The sequence below is a fragment of the Methyloglobulus sp. genome, from assembly GCF_040079455.1.
Classification (GTDB): Bacteria; Pseudomonadota; Gammaproteobacteria; order Methylococcales; family Methylomonadaceae; genus Methyloglobulus.
The window spans coordinates 21,100-36,646 of sequence record NZ_JBEBKJ010000033.1; the positions used below are offsets into that span (position 1 = coordinate 21,100).

Sequence of the window (15,547 nt, forward strand, 5' to 3'; positions counted from 1 at the left end):
ACCTTAATTACCACAGCTAAGCGAGACAGCGATGAATCCAGTTTATCACCAAGCAAAATTTATGAATAGTTCGCCTAGCCTTAAGGATACTCCAGCCGATGTGGGCAAGGAAGTTGCTTTTGCGGGGCGTTCAAATGCTGGTAAATCCAGCGCCATAAATACTTTAACACGACAAAACTCACTCGCAAGGACAAGTAAAACCCCTGGCAGAACGCAAATGCTGAATTTTTTTGAAATTAATGAACAGCAACGTTTTGTTGATTTACCTGGGTATGGTTATGCAAAAGTGCCGATAGACGTAAAAAATAAATGGCATCAGCTAATGGAAATCTATCTTACCCAGCGCAAATCCTTGTGCGCCATTATTTTGGTGATGGATGTGCGGCATCCCTTAACCGAATTCGATTGGCAAATGATCGAATGGTGCCAACATACAGGCTTGGCGTTACACATATTGTTAACCAAGGCGGATAAATTGACTTTTGGAGCGGCTAAAAACACTTTGTTACAAGTTCAAAGGGAACTTAAAGACGTTAACATCCCGTTAACAGCGCAATTATTTTCTGCGTTGAAAAAAACGGGGATTGACGAGGTGCATCAGGTGATTGATGGGTTGTTTGGCAGCCGTAGGGAGGATTAGGCGCGCAAATCCTCCAACTTTCAATATAGATAAAACTTTTCCGCGCGTCGTAATCAGCTATTTCGACGAACACCGCAGTTGGCAGATTACGCCGCGCCCAGAGGGCAAACAAAACGGATGAGTCGTATGTTTGCGCAGCAACATCGACCCATTTAATCCGACTTACGGGCTTAAAAATGTCGACAATGCCGTTAAGTTAAGAGGTCTGTCCCTTCTCCCTTGAGGGAGAAGGTTAGGATGAGGGCGATTTAAATAAAAGCATTTTTTCTATGTTATCTCCCTTATCTTCCGCTTGACGGGGTATGTTTGCCCAGTCACTCACGTTTTGCCGATGGTGGCGTTTTGAACCACGTTGAAACCCTACGGACGGGGCAACATGCCCCGTCCGGCTGGAGGCTGAGCCAGTGTATAAGAAATTTACCGGCTTAGATTTTCCCAGTTTAGTTGAATATTATTTACCTGAATTCCTTAGGCAAAATGCTAGAGTGATGTTTTTTGGTAACGATGCTATTTACGGTCTTTACGGTAGGCAAGTTTTTAAAGTTTACCTGTCTGGAATCTTAAATCCCCCTGTCAATACTGCCCCAGTCGCCGTGAACAATGCTTTTACCCTGACACACAACGACACCAAGCCCATGACGGTCGCAGCACCCGGCGTACTAAAGGATGACAGCGATGCCGAAGGCGATAAGTTAAGCATTGCCGCTGCAACTGCGATAACACCAAGAACCATTAATCTACCCAATAAAGGCGGCAAGATCGCACTTTATGCGGACGGTCATTTTGTCTACACGGCATTGTGCGCCAACACCAAGGGTACTTTTAGCTTTAATTATCAAATCACTGATGGTCAGGCGGTCAGCAACACGGCGAGAGTTACGCTAACTATTCGCCACGCTTGCAGCAAAACCCCAAAACCATTAAACATTGTAAAAAATAGTTTGGTGCTTCTTGCCAAGCCAAAAAAAGAAAGTCCCAAAGCCATAAGGACAGGCTTCGGGACTCCAGAAAGAATCAGCCTATAAACAAGGGGAAAGGAGGCTGATTAAACGCCATTGCGGACGTTCTTCAATGTGACTAAGATAGTCAAAAAAAAGTTCCAAAATATTTTTCTTAAGAACTGTTTTTTTAAGGAATCTCTGATTACTTCAACTTCATTCATCCTGAAATTCTAGGCGCAAGCCTTTTGCCTGCTCTTACAATCCCTTCTGGTTATCAGTGCAGCCACAAGAGATTGGCCTTACGGTAGCGTACATTCTCTGTTTAAATCCATTTTGGCATTCCTGATTTTATCAACTATTCCTTAACGATAGTGATAAAATTCAACCAAAAACAAGAGGAGGGTGCTTACATTGTCAGAAAATAATAACAAACATAAGATAGTGGTTGTAGGTGGCGGGGCGGCAGGGTTGGAGCTTGCAACCAGTTTAGGTCGTAAGTTAGGTAAGAAAGGCCTCGCTGAAGTCATGTTGCTTGACGCCACTTCCACGCATATCTGGAAGCCGCTGTTGCACGAGGTTGCAGCCGGTACGCTGGATGAGTCTGAACAGGTAGAGTATTTGGCGCAAGCTTACCGCAATAAATTTCGTTTTCGCTTAGGGAAAATGGAAGGGCTTAACCGGAAGCTTAAGGAAATTTATGTCAGTCCTATTTTTAGTGACAGCGGCGAAGAGCTGATTCCAAAACGAACCTTTGGTTATGATACGCTGGTGATGGCCATTGGTAGTGTAAGTAATTCTTTTGGCATCAAGGGCGTAGAGGAACATTGTTTGTTCCTGGACACCACTTCGCAAGCCTTTAAGTTCCAAAAGCAACTGGTAGAATCGTACATTAAAAATCATGCTGGAACAGATGCGGCAAAGAAAAAACCCTTATCCATTGCGATTGTCGGAGGTGGGGCGACAGGTGTTGAGTTGTCTGCGGAATTACACGAAGTGACTAATCTTCTCGCGGTTTATGGATTGAATGAATCCAGCAATGTAAAACTGACTATTATTGAAGCTTCACCGCAATTATTGCCGACATTGCCCAGCAAATTGGCACTTGCCACACAAGACCAGCTGGCAAAGCTTGATATTGACCTGAAACTGGGTTGCCGCGTGATTGAAGTGACCAAAAAAGGCATCAAAACACTGGATGGTGAAACAATTCTGGCAGATTTGAAAGTTTGGGCGGCAGGCATTAAAGCGCCGGATTGGGTAAAACGGCTGGATGGGCTGGAAACCAATCAAATCAACCAATTAGTTGTTGATGAAACCTTAAAGACTAATGACGATAATATCTTTGCTATAGGCGACTGCGCCGCTTGTCTTTGGCCTGGGCACAAAGGCAACGTGCCGCCTAGGGCGCAAGCCGCTCATCAACAGGCGACAACGTTATGCAAATCTATTGTCAACCGCTTATCGGGCGGGGCGTTGGTAAAATACAACTACCTTGATTACGGTTCGTTAGTTGCCTTGGGTAAATATTCCACAGTCGGCAATTTGATGGGCAACCTGATGGGTACAGTCACCATCGGTGGATTTATTGCCCGTGTTGTTTATCTATCGCTCTACAAAATGCACCAAGTCGCGATACACGGCTACTACCGCACCGCATTATTGACGTTGTCGAATTTATTCCGGCGCAGCGCCCATGCAAAAATCAAGATGCACTAACCATAGCCCCACACATTTCCAATTTCCTTAACCTTTCACACACACCAATAACATGCTTGAAATCGAATACGAGTTTAGAGAAGACGATTTAATCCATTTCAACGAAATGCGCTTTATGCAAACCGATGAATACCGGAACCAAATTAGAAAGAACCGTTGGATAGTGCCCGGCATCATGATGCTGATTGGAACTTTCTACTATTACTACTATGCCGATTTGAAAGCAACCGGCTATATCATGCTGGTTGCAGTGGTTTGGGCAGCGTTTTCTCCGCAAGTCATCCTGCTGAATATAGGACGGCAGGTACTTAAAACCTATACACATAAAGAAAGAAAAGCCATGTTCGGCACTTACGTGTTGACGATTGATCCTGCAAACCCCAGTTTTTTGTATGAAGTGTCGCCCAGCGGCAAGAACAAAATGGCTTGGTCGGAGTTGGTCAGGGTGGATTACGGCAAAGGCTATGTTTATATCTACCTCGATTTGGCTACCGCCTTGGTAATCCCTGAATCTACCTTAAAAAGAGGCGATTTACAGGCTTTTGCCAAGCAGGTTGAGAAGATGATTGAGATGCATGGGTAGTGTTATAAGCAAAGAATATTTCATTCCTCTTATAGCAATTATAATAATTTTATTATAATATGTTTATCCTATTTGATTACACTGATGCAAATGGCAAAAACGACATTAAAGAGTGGACATTAGGACTAGAAAAGCGTGAACGTGCAAAGCTCAATGCGAAACTCGATATGCTTGCGAAACTAGGTTCTGATTTATTTCCACAAGTGCTTACTGGGACTCCCACGCCAGGCATTCTAAAGCTTAGGGTTAAAGGCAAAGTCCAGCTCAGGCCCATGTTGTGTAAAGGGCCTATTGATCATGAAAAAGAATTTACGTTACTAATCGGTGCAAAAGAGTGTGGCTCTCAATTTGTCCCTGAAAAAGCAGATGAAAAAGCTAACGTCAGAAAGCAAATAATCATTGAAAATCCTAGCAGGAGGTGTAGCCATGAAAGAATTAGTTAAAACATTGGTCACAGAATTCGACGATAAGGACTATGCACATGCTTATATGGAAGAATTTTCCAATATGGCTATTGCAGCTCAAATAAAAGTGTTGCGGGAACAACGCGGTTGGACACAAAAACAACTTGCTGAAGCTGCAGGCATGAAGCAAGAGCGTGTTTGTGCGCTTGAAGATGTAGATTATGATGCTTGGACTGTCAAGACCTTACGTAAACTCGCCAAGGCTTTTGATTTGACAGTAAAAGTTTCTTTTGAAAAATTCAGCAGCGGTATTTTAGATGTTTCAAAAATAAGTCCTGAAACATTAAAAAGGACACCACGCCAAGAAGATATGAAAGAGTTTTCAAGCAATGGATATGGACATGTAGAAACATTGTGGGGCAATGCGGTAACAACCACAAGCCCCATATCATTTCTGCCTATAAAAAAGCCTATCAATGATATAGAGTATCGTGAACCTAATAAAAAAGCGGCATGAATAGGGAAGCCTTAAAAAAGGCTATAGATAATCTTTCTATACAAATGATCTATCTGCATTCAACGAACGCGTATTTTCATAACGGTTTTGACCCCTTAATTCCTAGCCAACAACTTGAAGGGCAATTCAATATTGCCACCAACTCTTATTATTTCAAAGAAATTCAAAATGTTAACGGGGATAAGCATAGAATTTTAGTTTATCGAACTGAAGCCCGTATGCGTTATTTAAAAGGTCCAATTCCTGATGAATTAAAAAGTGACCAGGGAAATGAAGAGGAACTAAACAAGCTATTAGCATCCGAAATAGTGGCGGAATTCATTTCAGAATATGTCATTAAGTGTGATGGGGAATTACCACAAGATGCAATTTTAGAGTTCGGCAGGATCAATGTGCCTCATCAGGTATGGCCTTATTGGAGAGAATATTGCCAATCCACTTGTGCGCGTATGTCCCTACCAGTGTCTATGCTTCCAATGTATGCTATAAACGAAAAAACAGAAAGCCTCTAACGCACAACTTCGATTCAGTGAGCGGCCCCTGGATCGAGCGTCGCGGAATCTGGTATTTTGTGCCTCCGGTATATCCCGTGTTTCGTTCCACTTCATACGGACTACTTTGCTGATTTGAAACCCCTGTCCAGCTTGTGTTGGTTTTTCGCCTTGAATCTTTTACCTTAAACCTTAATGCTAAATTTTAAAAACATCGCCCTGCGCCGTGGCGCACGTGTGTTATTTTCTAACGCTTCATTTACCATCCACAAAGGCCAAAAAGTCGGTTTTACCGGGGCCAATGGCGCAGGTAAATCCAGTTTGTTTGCGTTGATCAGGAATGAACTGCACCTTGACGAAGGCGATTTCTCCATGCCGCCGGGGCTTGAGATTGCCCATGTCGCCCAGGAAACACCCGCTGTATCGAGTTCTGCTATTGATTACATCATGGATGGTGACCGAGAATTAAGGCGGTTGCAGCAGCAGTTAGAAGTTGCGGAAACCAACCACGATGGATTAAAACAAGCCGAACTCCATTCCGCGCTTGAAACTATCGGCGGTTATACCGCACAGGCGAAAGCGGCGCGATTGATGAATGGCTTAGGCTTCAAGCCCGAGCAGGAAAAAAATGCCGTCAGTTCCTTTTCCGGCGGTTGGCGGATGCGGCTTAATCTGGCGCAGGCGTTGATGTGCCGTTCCGATGTGCTGTTGTTGGATGAGCCAACTAACCATCTTGATTTGGATGCAGTGATCTGGTTGCAAGACTGGCTATGTAAGTACGATGGCACCTTATTGCTCATCTCGCATGACCGCGATTTTCTCGACACTATTGCGACGCATATCGTCCACATCGAGCAAAATAAAATAGATATTTATACCGGTAATTATTCGGCATTTGAAAAAATGCGGGCGGAAAAATTGGCGCAACAACAATCTGCTTACCTCAAGCAGCAACGGGAAATTGCCCATATCCAAAGCTTCGTTGATCGCTTCAAAGCCCAGGCGACCAAAGCACGGCAAGCGCAGAGCCGGATCAAAGCGCTGGAACGCATGGAAGTCATCGCAATGGCGCACGTCGATTCTCCGTTTGATTTCAGCTTCCCCAAACCTGGACGAATGCAAAATCCTTTGTTGAAACTGGATAAGGTTGACATCGGTTACGGGCAAACTAAAGTGATTCAAGGCGCGAGTTTATCCATATCTCCAGGTGACCGGATTGGCTTGTTGGGGCCAAATGGCGCGGGTAAGTCCAGTCTGATTAAAGTCTTGGCTGGTGATATGCAGCCCTTGTCGGGAACACGGCTTGAAGCTGAGACGCTTAATATCGGCTATTTTGCCCAGCATCAACTGGAACAATTGCGTTTGGATGAAAGCCCGTTACGGCATTTGCAACGACTCGATCCAAAAGCCACGGAAAAAGACTTGCGTAACTTCTTAGGTGGGTTTGATTTTCGAGGCGACAAGGTAGCAGAAGCCGTTAAGCCTTTTTCCGGCGGTGAAAAAGCCCGTTTGGTATTGGCACTATTAGTCTATAAAAATCCTAACCTGCTGTTATTGGATGAGCCGACCAACCATCTTGATCTGGAAATGCGCCACGCTTTGAGTGTGGCGTTGCAGGATTATCAGGGCGCGATTATTCTGGTTTCGCATGACCGTCACTTACTGCGAACGGTAACCGACCGTTTTTTATTGGTAGGCGAAGGTAAGTTGCAACCGTTTGACGGTGATCTTGAGGATTATCGACTTTGGCTTGCCGAGCGCAAAAAAGCGGAAGATAATTCTGCTGACGATATTACAGCCACAGTTTCCCGCAAAGACCAGCGTAAACAAGACGCAGAATTCAGGCAAAGGCAAAAGCCCTTGCTGGATGTCTTAAAAAAAGCAGAGCAAGCGGTAGAGAAATACCATAACGAACAGCGTCGTCTGGAATTTGAGTTGGCTGATCCAGAAACTTATAGTGAATCTGAAAAAGAAAAATTAAAAAAATTGATGGCGCGAAAGGCGGAGGTTGATAAGGCGTTGGATGCTGCTGAAACAGCCTGGATGGAAGCAGAAGAACGCGTGGAGGCAGCCAAGGTGGGATCTTAAGTATTTATCTATGCGAAAAAACTGTGGGGATTGAGTTCCTTAAAGATTACAAATTCGGTAGAATTCGCCGCTTTACTTTGATGTTGTATTTGTTACGCAACCATTTTTGAGTGAAAAAATATTGGGATTCTAATGTCAACGACATTGAATTGCAGTTAGGTCTGCTAATAACACGGTTATTGGTTTTCTAACGCTACGAATTAAAACCCTATAATATAGTACGTGCCACTACGTTAGTGGCACGTACTTTTCATAATGCTATGTCAATCTCAGAAATAACTTCAGAATCAAAACGGCGGCGTACGTTCGCCATCATCTCGCATCCCGATGCAGGAAAAACCACCATTACGGAAAAACTATTGCTGTTTGGCGGGGCGATACAGCTTGCGGGTTCAGTTAAGGGGCGGAAAGCAGCGCGTCATGCGACCTCGGACTGGATGGAAATGGAAAAGGAGCGGGGCATCTCCGTGACGACCTCGGTTATGCAGTTTGAGCATAAGGGTTGTGTCATTAATTTGCTGGACACCCCTGGGCATGAAGACTTTTCTGAAGATACCTATCGCACCTTAACCGCAGTTGATTCGGCACTGATGGTGATTGACGTTGCTAAAGGTGTCGAAGAGCGGACGATAAACCTGATGGAGGTATGTCGATTGCGTACCACTCCAATCCTTACCTTCATCAATAAGCTGGATAGGGAAGGTAAAGAACCTATTGAGTTGATGGACGAAGTGGAAAATGTACTGAATATAAAATGTGCGCCGATGACGTGGCCTATCGGCATGGGTAAGCGTTTCAAGGGTGTTTATCATCTATATAAGGATGAAATCCATTTGTTTAGCGCCCAACACGGTGGAAAAATAGCTGCTGCCGAGGTCATTAAAGGCTTGGATAATCCTAAATTAGATGAGTTGTTAAAAGACCAAGCCGACGAACTAAGGGAAGAGATTGATTTAGTTAAGGGTGCAAGCCATGAATATGATTATTCAGAATATATGGCTGGTAAGTTAACGCCAGTTTTTTTTGGCTCTGCAATCAACAACTTCGGCATTTTGGAATTGTTGGACGCATTTGCCGAATTTGCGCCCTCGCCCAGACCAAGGCAAGCTGAGCAAAGATTGGTCAAACCTGAAGAAGACAAGTTCACTGGGTTCGTCTTCAAAGTTCAAGCCAATATGGATCCAGCGCATCGGGACAGGGTGGCGTTTTTGCGGGTCTGTTCAGGAAAATTCGATAAAGGCATGAAGATTAATCATGTCCGCATTGGCAAGCAAGTCCAGGTTAGCAATGCCATTACCTTTCAAGCCGATACGCGAAATAATGTCGAAGAAGCTTATCCAGGCGACATAATCGGTCTGCATAATCACGGTACGATTCAGGTAGGTGACACTTTCTCCCAAGGTGAAACCCTAAAATATGGAGGAATTCCTTACTTTGCTCCGGAATTGTTCCGGCGTGTTGTTTTGAAAGACCCGTTGCGTGCAAAAGCCTTGCAAAAAGGGCTGGTTCAGTTGACTGAAGAAGGTGCGACCCAGTTATTCAAACCTCTAAAAAATAACGACCTTGTCTTGGGTGCAGTTGGGATTTTGCAGTTTGATGTGACGGCATACCGTCTTAAAGCGGAATACAATGTGGAATGCGTATACGACAACGCCCCAATCTCTACTGTACGTTGGGTAAGTTCTGACAAGCCTGCAAAATTAGAAGAATTCAAGGTCAGGGCATTTGAGAATTTGGCTGAGGATGGTGGCGGTTACTTGGTTTACCTTGCCACGAGTAGGGTCAATCTCCAGCTCACAGAAGAGCGCTGGCCGGATATCAAATTTAGTGCCACGCGGGAATTATAATTCTTCCTATCAGAATATTGATAAAGTGGAGTTGCTTTTGTTTTGATATATAATGGGGTGGTAATCTTTAGCAGTTTGAGGATTTTTCGTTATCCTCATGCGGTCTTGATCGGACAAAGGTAGTGGTTAGTCGATAATCTCCTCTTTATCCCTGCGACAGAAGCATTTACGGGCATTGTGCGTTTGCTGGATGGTAGTATTTGCTGATGAGGTGTAGTGATGATGAGCATTGGGCATTGACATTCTTCCCCTTTGTACTTTAAAGTTACCGCCGCATAACGAATATGTAAGCAACAATTATTATAACCTTCGGAGCACATACCATGGCAAAACCATTAATTCAAATGGCATTAGATTCTTTAGATTTCGACGCAACCGTAGGGCTTGCTACCCAGGTAGCTCCTTATGTTGATATTTTTGAAATCGGAACTCCTTGCATCAAACATAACGGCGTTAATCTGGTAAGAGAATTGAAAGCAAGATTCCCAGATAAACTGGTTTTAGTTGATCTTAAAACAATGGATGCTGGCGAATATGAAGCCACACCTTTCTACGCAGCAGGTGCTGATATTTGTACAGTTTTGGGCGTATCTGGCATTGCAACTATTGCTGGCGTAATCAAGGCCGCAAATGCACACGGTGCAGAAGCGCAGGTGGATCTTATCAACGTGCCAGACAAATTGGATTGCGCTAAAGCATCTGCCAACGCTGGTGCACAAATCATTGGTGTTCACACCGGTCTTGATGCTCAAGCTGCTGGTCACACACCTTTCGTAGATTTGAATGACATTGCCAGATTGGGCTTGCCAGTCAGAATTTCAGTTGCTGGTGGTATTAAACAATCTACCGTGCAAGATGTTGTTCATGCTGGCGCAGGTATTATCGTTGTTGGTGCAGCAATCTACGGCGCACCATCTCCAGCAGAAGCGGCTCGTGAAATCCGTGAATTGGTTGACGCTGCGTAATTAGGAACTCGTATGCATCAGAAACTTATCATAGATAAAATATCAAGCATCTTGGATGCGACTGACAAGTCGCATGATGCAAAGCTAACAGGCATGCTTGATAGCGCAAAGCGTATATTTATAGCTGGTGCAGGACGCTCTAAGCTGGTCGGCAATTTTTTTGCAATGCGGTTGGTACACGGTGGCTATGATGTCAGCGTGGTAGGTGAAATTGTTACGCCTAGTATCAAAAATGGCGATTTGTTAATCATCATTTCGGGTTCCGGCGAAACCGAGCAATTGATAGCCTTTACCAAAAGTGCAAGAAAAATGGGGGCTAATATTGTGTTGATCTCCGCTAAAAGTAGTTCAACAATCGGTGATATGGCTGATGCTGTGTTTGCTGTTGGTAGCCCTGACCAATATGGAAAAGTGGTTGGTATGCCAATGGGTACGGTTTTCGAGCTGTCCACCTTGATATTTTTGGAAGCCATCATATCCCACATAATCCATGAAAAAGGGATTGCCGAAGAGTTGATGAGAGAAAGGCACGCCAATTTGGAATAAGCCGTTGTTCTTACGGGCGAATGGCAAAACCATTCGTTCGTAGCTTGCTTGAGCTAAATAACAAGAAACATTTTGTGACTATTCGAACAAAGATAAACGTCACTACTCAGAATAATTACACGTAAGGAGATTAATATGACTTCGCGTCGTGAACTAGCGAACGCCATACGCGCTTTGAGCATGGATGCCGTGCAGAAAGCAAATTCCGGACATCCAGGTGCGCCTATGGGTATGGCGGACATCGCCGAAGTGTTGTGGAACGACCACATGCGGCACAATCCGGTCAATCCTAAATGGCCAAATCGTGATCGTTTTGTTCTGTCCAATGGACACGGTTCGATGCTGATCTACTCATTATTGCATTTGACTGGTTATGCTCTTCCTATTGAAGAATTAAAAAATTTTCGCCAATTGCATTCCAAAACCCCAGGACATCCTGAATATGGTTATGCGCCTGGCATCGAAACAACTACTGGGCCGCTCGGCCAAGGCCTTACCAACGCGGTAGGTATGGCGATTGCTGAAAAAGCATTAGCAGCCCATTTCAACAAAGATGGTTACAACATCGTTGACCACAACACCTTCGTATTCCTAGGTGATGGTTGCTTAATGGAAGGTATCTCACACGAAGCCTGTTCACTGGCTGGAACGCTGGGCTTAGGCAATTTGATCGCATTCTGGGATGACAACGGCATCTCCATCGACGGTCATGTTGATGGTTGGTTTACCGACAATACCCCTAAACGATTTGAAGCTTATGGCTGGCATGTCATTGCCGATGTTGATGGCCATGATAGCGATGCCATCGCTAAAGCGATTCAATCAGCTAAATCAGTTACAGATAAACCTACCATGATTTGCTGCAAAACCATTATCGGCTTTGGTTCGCCCAATAAAGCAGGTAGCCATGCTTGTCACGGTGCAGCTTTAGGTCAACCCGAAATTGATCTGACCAAAGAACAATTAGGCTGGAAATATGGTGCTTTTGAAGTACCTGCCGAAGTTTATGCGGGTTGGGATGCAAAAGCTAAAGGCGGTAAAGCTGAACAAGACTGGAATGCTAAATTTGCGGCATATAAATCTGCTTACCCTGATCTAGCAGCTGAATTTGAACGCCGCACGAACGGTGATCTGCCCAAAAATTGGACGGCTGATGCCGATAAATTCATCAGTGCGGTTAACGATGAGGCTAAAACTACAGCGACTCGACTTTCTTCGTTAGCTACCATTGAAGGTTACGCAAAGCTGCTCCCAGAGCTTTTTGGTGGCTCCGCAGATTTGGGTTGCTCCAATATGACCGAATGGACAGGTCATAGACCCATGCGAGCCAATAAGCCTGATGCCAATTACGTCAATTATGGTGTCCGCGAATTCGGGATGTCTGCGATTATGAACGGCATTACTTTACATGGTGGTTTCATACCCTTTGGTGCTACGTTTTTAATGTTCTCAGAGTATGCGCGCAATGCTTTACGCATGGCATCTTTGATGAAAATTCGTTCCATTTTTGTCTATACGCATGATTCTATCGGCTTGGGAGAAGACGGCCCTACGCATCAACCTGTAGAACAGACGGCTACCTTGCGGTTAATTCCTAATATTCAAGTGTGGCGTCCCTGTGATGCGGTTGAGACAGCAGCTTCTTGGAGAGCGGCAATAGAGCATAAAAATGGGCCTTCCATTTTGATCTTCTCTCGCCAAAACTTGCCTCATGTGCCTAGAACGCCAGAGCAAATTAAAGCTATTTATCGAGGTGGGTATATCCTGAAAGATAGCAATGGCACACCAGATGCAATTATTATCGCCACGGGTTCAGAAGTCGAATTAGCCTTAAAAGCGGCTGATGAATTGACCGCTAAAGGCAAAAAAATCCGTGTTGTTTCTATGCCTTCAACGAACCTATTCGATGCCCAAGATGAGGCTTATCGTGAATCTGTGTTGCCTTCTGCGATCAGCAAGCGTGTCGCTGTGGAAGCTGGTGTTACAGGTGGTTGGTGGAAGTATGTCGGTACAAGTGGCAAAATCGTTGGTATGGATTGTTTTGGCGAGTCTGCGCCTGCAGGAGCACTTTTCAAAGAGTTTGGTTTTACTGTCGAAAATGTGGTTAAGCATGTGGAAGAAGTTCTTTAATCACGATAAGACAAAGGTTTCAGAAATTGCATACAACGGACAGAATTTCTTTTAGCAATTAACCTAAGTTGGGTTGATGTTTTAGAAATTCTGTTTATTTACTACGACTCATAGGTGAATAACGTGAAAAAATATAATTTGACCATAAGTGTATTTGCAGCACTGGTGCTAGTTAGTGCCGTGGCGGGTGCCGACGATAAATATCCAGCATCTGATTTTAAACCTACAGTGGTATATCAAGATGAGGCTGCCGCTAAGGAATCCGTAAGCAGTGCGCCTACGAAATCTCCAACAAGCAGTAGCGATTCCCAGTATCCTGCTGCTAATTTCGAGCCAAAAGTGTTGTATTCAGACTCTGATTACAAACACAGTGCGGCAAGCCCCGGTTCAGCTTCATCAACTCAGTCTTCAGATTCAGCAAACACCAGTTCATCTGATTCAGCAAGTGCGGCTGCTCCAGAGGTAGCAAAAGAATCATCATCAGCAGGTTATTTTCTTGGTTTAATCGTTCTTGCTGTTGCTGGCTTTGTCTTATTTAAGAAGGGCGCTTACCCAGGTGTTGCTGCAAAAAGCAATAGCACAGTTGCTCCAAAGCGTCCAAGTGGTCTCACTGGCGTTGGTAGGTATTTACTTAAAACTTCAGGCACTGGCGTTTCAAGATACTTAGAGCAGAACGCAAAAAATGCACCTTCTGCAGTCGCTGCCACGGGTGTTGCAAAATATTTGGCAAGTCAAGTGGCAACAGCAAAAGAGACTGCAAGCCAAGCCGCGACAGGTGTTGAAAAATACTTGCGGGACAAGGGGTAATTAATGAATTCGAATGACTTTGGCAGCGCAGTTATTCCTGCAATGGCTGGCTTTTTTTTATTTGGAAAACGAGCCAAAGTTCAGGAGATTCAGCAAGATAGGCCACAACAATTACCTATGGTTGTAGGCACTGATCCAACTGGTCTTACCGGTGTAGCTAGGTACTTAATATCAACCCCTTTGGTTACAGGTGTTACTAAGTACATGAGAAAAAAAGAAAAACAATCTATGACCAGTGTGGAGTTGTACGTTTTAAGACAATCTATTGCTGAGAAAAATGCACCCGTACAGACAAGTGTTTCTAAATACCTTGCTAAGGTGACGAAAGAAGCACCAGCACGGAAGAAAACCAGTGTTGATAAATATGTCGCTAAACAAGAGTTAGCTACTAGAAGTTTTTCTACATTGACTGGTGTTGCAAGATACGAAGCAGAACAGGATTTAATGGCTAAAAAACAGGCGGCTGCTGCTATGATCAAAAAATACCTGGATGAACAGGAGGCAGCAGTAATTCGTGCAAGAGCAGCGGCTGAAGCTGCTTACGAAGCTTCAAGAAACGTGGTAAATGAAGAGGTTGCTCAGATAGAAGAACCTGTTGCAACAACCCGTGTCGGTAGATATTTACAAGAACAGTCCGCACTGTCAAAAAAAAGACCAGCGATAACAGGAGTGGGTAGGTATCTAGCTAAACAATTAGCGTTAGATAGTCAAAAGCCTGTTATCAGTGGTGTTGGTCGGTATTTGCGTGAACAGTCCGTGGTGTTGAGTAAAAAACCTAGTCCTACCGGAGTGGCTAGATATTTGTCGAACCAGCTTAGCGCACCTGCTGCCAAACCAAAAGTGACACTGGCACAAAGCGGTGTCGCTCGTTATTTAGCATCGCAGTCCGTGATTGAAAGCCCCAGACCAAATCTGTCTGGTGTGGCAAGGTATATGGAAAAGCAAGCACAGCTTAATATGGAAACAGCTAGTTTGGTCGGTCAAAGCAATCTGCTAGAATACGAAGCGACTGATGTCGAGGTAGAGAAGTGTTTAGAAGGTGAATTTATCCCTGCAAATGGTTTTTCATCCGCAACTGGCGTTTCGAGATATTTGGAAAGAAAAGGTGATGTCGTTATTGTAGCAAAAGAGATGGCTAAGGATAGTATTACTGGCGTGTCTCGTTATCTTGAAAAACAAGTAGGCTCGGTAAAGCAATCGTTAAGCGCGACGCAAACAGGTGTTGATCGCTATTTGTTAAATAGAGCTTAATATTGTAGATTATTGTGTTCGTCGATAAATATCCAGCTAATTGATTTATATAGGAAAAACTAAGGCATCCTTGGTTTTTATTTTAATTCACCATCAGTATATTCCAATCCAGAAATGAGTCTGAACGTAATTGGTTTGAACCTGGATATTTGAGCGCTGTCTTAGCTCGACTTGGTTAGTAACGGTTATTTTTGTTTTGGCTTGCTGTTTTTCCTCAAGCCTGTTTTTTCATAGGGCTTGATATTGCTTTAAGCAACTTTTTCCTTGCATTGTTCAATGCTAAGGCGCAGTCATTATCACTCATTCTTGCTGCTTGGCACATCCAGTTGTCCATAAGGTAATGCCTGCTTTGAGACACGCACTGGCTTTTGGGTTTGATTTGAACGTCTCTTACGGTGATAAACTGTCTCTATCACAACTCAGCAAGTTCCGATTTGCTGAGTAGGTAGAGCCTTGAAGCCGTTCTTGCAATCGAAACCAACCGTGCCAAATCGTAACCCCGCCAACCCGCCCGGTGCGCTTGGTGTCGTTTCGAACACTGGCCGTTCTTGCGGTACTGCCGCACTCATCGACCCAAGGTCTGTAACTTTGTTGATCACCATGCCTTGCATCATGACCGAT

General features: G+C 44.3%; 15 protein-coding genes. 14 read left to right on the forward strand and 1 reads right to left on the reverse strand.

Annotated elements, in window-relative coordinates:
- Positions 1–31 precede the first annotated feature (31 nt).
- The 14 genes from yihA (at position 32) to ABL924_RS09010 (ending at position 14,926) form a co-directional block, all read left to right on the forward strand.
- Positions 32–640: a ribosome biogenesis GTP-binding protein YihA/YsxC gene (gene yihA / locus ABL924_RS08945; protein ID WP_349026745.1), complete on the forward strand. Its 609-nt coding sequence runs from the start codon at positions 32–34 to the stop codon at positions 638–640.
- Positions 641–1,044: 404 nt separating this feature from the next.
- Positions 1,045–1,665 carry an Ig-like domain-containing protein gene (locus ABL924_RS08950; RefSeq protein WP_349026746.1) on the forward strand — a complete coding sequence of 207 codons (621 nt, stop codon included), beginning with the start codon at positions 1,045–1,047 and terminating at the stop codon, positions 1,663–1,665.
- A gap of 327 nt (positions 1,666–1,992) precedes the next feature.
- The gene (locus ABL924_RS08955; RefSeq protein ID WP_349026747.1) at positions 1,993–3,297 is read left to right on the forward strand and encodes an NAD(P)/FAD-dependent oxidoreductase; all 1,305 of its coding nucleotides are present in this window, start codon (positions 1,993–1,995) and stop codon (positions 3,295–3,297) included.
- A 52-nt stretch (positions 3,298–3,349) separates the two neighbouring features.
- Entirely contained in the window at positions 3,350–3,880 is a 531-nt protein-coding gene (locus ABL924_RS08960; RefSeq protein ID WP_349026748.1) for a YcxB family protein, read from the forward strand.
- A gap of 59 nt (positions 3,881–3,939) precedes the next feature.
- The gene (locus ABL924_RS08965) at positions 3,940–4,323 is read left to right on the forward strand and encodes a hypothetical protein (protein ID WP_349026749.1); all 384 of its coding nucleotides are present in this window, start codon (positions 3,940–3,942) and stop codon (positions 4,321–4,323) included.
- A complete protein-coding gene (locus tag ABL924_RS08970; protein ID WP_349026750.1) occupies positions 4,307–4,801 on the forward strand; it encodes a helix-turn-helix transcriptional regulator in 495 nt (164 codons plus the stop codon). Before ABL924_RS08965 ends, ABL924_RS08970 begins: the two co-directional genes overlap by 17 nt.
- On the forward strand, positions 4,798–5,313 hold the full coding sequence (locus ABL924_RS08975) for a hypothetical protein (RefSeq protein ID WP_349026751.1): 516 nt from the start codon (positions 4,798–4,800) through the stop codon (positions 5,311–5,313). The genes ABL924_RS08970 and ABL924_RS08975 overlap by 4 nt, the downstream gene beginning before the upstream one ends.
- 174 nt (positions 5,314–5,487) lie before the next feature.
- Entirely contained in the window at positions 5,488–7,380 is a 1,893-nt protein-coding gene (locus ABL924_RS08980; RefSeq protein WP_349026752.1) for an ATP-binding cassette domain-containing protein, read from the forward strand.
- Between the two features lie 260 nt (positions 7,381–7,640).
- Positions 7,641–9,227 (forward strand): peptide chain release factor 3, encoded by a 1,587-nt coding sequence (locus tag ABL924_RS08985; protein ID WP_349026753.1) that lies wholly within the window; start codon positions 7,641–7,643, stop codon positions 9,225–9,227.
- Between the two features lie 323 nt (positions 9,228–9,550).
- Positions 9,551–10,192, forward strand: a complete 642-nt coding sequence (gene hxlA, locus ABL924_RS08990) for a 3-hexulose-6-phosphate synthase (protein ID WP_349026754.1) — start codon at positions 9,551–9,553, stop codon at positions 10,190–10,192.
- Positions 10,193–10,204: 12 nt separating this feature from the next.
- A complete protein-coding gene (gene hxlB, locus ABL924_RS08995) occupies positions 10,205–10,738 on the forward strand; it encodes a 6-phospho-3-hexuloisomerase (protein WP_349026755.1) in 534 nt (177 codons plus the stop codon).
- A gap of 135 nt (positions 10,739–10,873) precedes the next feature.
- Positions 10,874–12,868: a transketolase gene (tkt, locus tag ABL924_RS09000; protein WP_349026756.1), complete on the forward strand. Its 1,995-nt coding sequence runs from the start codon at positions 10,874–10,876 to the stop codon at positions 12,866–12,868.
- Positions 12,869–12,991: 123 nt separating this feature from the next.
- On the forward strand, positions 12,992–13,675 hold the full coding sequence (locus ABL924_RS09005; RefSeq protein WP_349026757.1) for a hypothetical protein: 684 nt from the start codon (positions 12,992–12,994) through the stop codon (positions 13,673–13,675).
- Positions 13,676–13,678: 3 nt separating this feature from the next.
- Positions 13,679–14,926 (forward strand): hypothetical protein, encoded by a 1,248-nt coding sequence (locus ABL924_RS09010; RefSeq protein WP_349026758.1) that lies wholly within the window; start codon positions 13,679–13,681, stop codon positions 14,924–14,926.
- A 419-nt stretch (positions 14,927–15,345) separates the two neighbouring features.
- Here ABL924_RS09010 and ABL924_RS09015 read toward each other — a convergent pair.
- Positions 15,346–15,547, reverse strand: a 202-nt coding sequence (locus tag ABL924_RS09015; protein ID WP_349026759.1) for a hypothetical protein, incomplete at its 5' end; no start/stop codon positions are given.

What these genes read in the sequence shown, in the direction of transcription:
- yihA (WP_349026745.1), top strand. Translation starts at nt 32, where the DNA reads ATGAATCCAGTTTATCACCAAGCAAAATTTATGAATAGTTCGCCTAGC.
- ABL924_RS08960 (WP_349026748.1), top strand. Translation starts at nt 3,350, where the DNA reads ATGCTTGAAATCGAATACGAGTTTAGAGAAGACGATTTAATCCATTTC.
- ABL924_RS08965 (WP_349026749.1), top strand. Translation starts at nt 3,940, where the DNA reads ATGTTTATCCTATTTGATTACACTGATGCAAATGGCAAAAACGACATT.
- ABL924_RS08970 (WP_349026750.1), top strand. Translation starts at nt 4,307, where the DNA reads ATGAAAGAATTAGTTAAAACATTGGTCACAGAATTCGACGATAAGGAC.
- ABL924_RS08975 (WP_349026751.1), top strand. Translation starts at nt 4,798, where the DNA reads ATGAATAGGGAAGCCTTAAAAAAGGCTATAGATAATCTTTCTATACAA.
- ABL924_RS08980 (WP_349026752.1), top strand. Translation starts at nt 5,488, where the DNA reads ATGCTAAATTTTAAAAACATCGCCCTGCGCCGTGGCGCACGTGTGTTA.
- ABL924_RS08985 (WP_349026753.1), top strand. Translation starts at nt 7,641, where the DNA reads ATGTCAATCTCAGAAATAACTTCAGAATCAAAACGGCGGCGTACGTTC.
- hxlA (WP_349026754.1), top strand. Translation starts at nt 9,551, where the DNA reads ATGGCAAAACCATTAATTCAAATGGCATTAGATTCTTTAGATTTCGAC.
- hxlB (WP_349026755.1), top strand. Translation starts at nt 10,205, where the DNA reads ATGCATCAGAAACTTATCATAGATAAAATATCAAGCATCTTGGATGCG.
- tkt (WP_349026756.1), top strand. Translation starts at nt 10,874, where the DNA reads ATGACTTCGCGTCGTGAACTAGCGAACGCCATACGCGCTTTGAGCATG.
- ABL924_RS09010 (WP_349026758.1), top strand. Translation starts at nt 13,679, where the DNA reads ATGAATTCGAATGACTTTGGCAGCGCAGTTATTCCTGCAATGGCTGGC.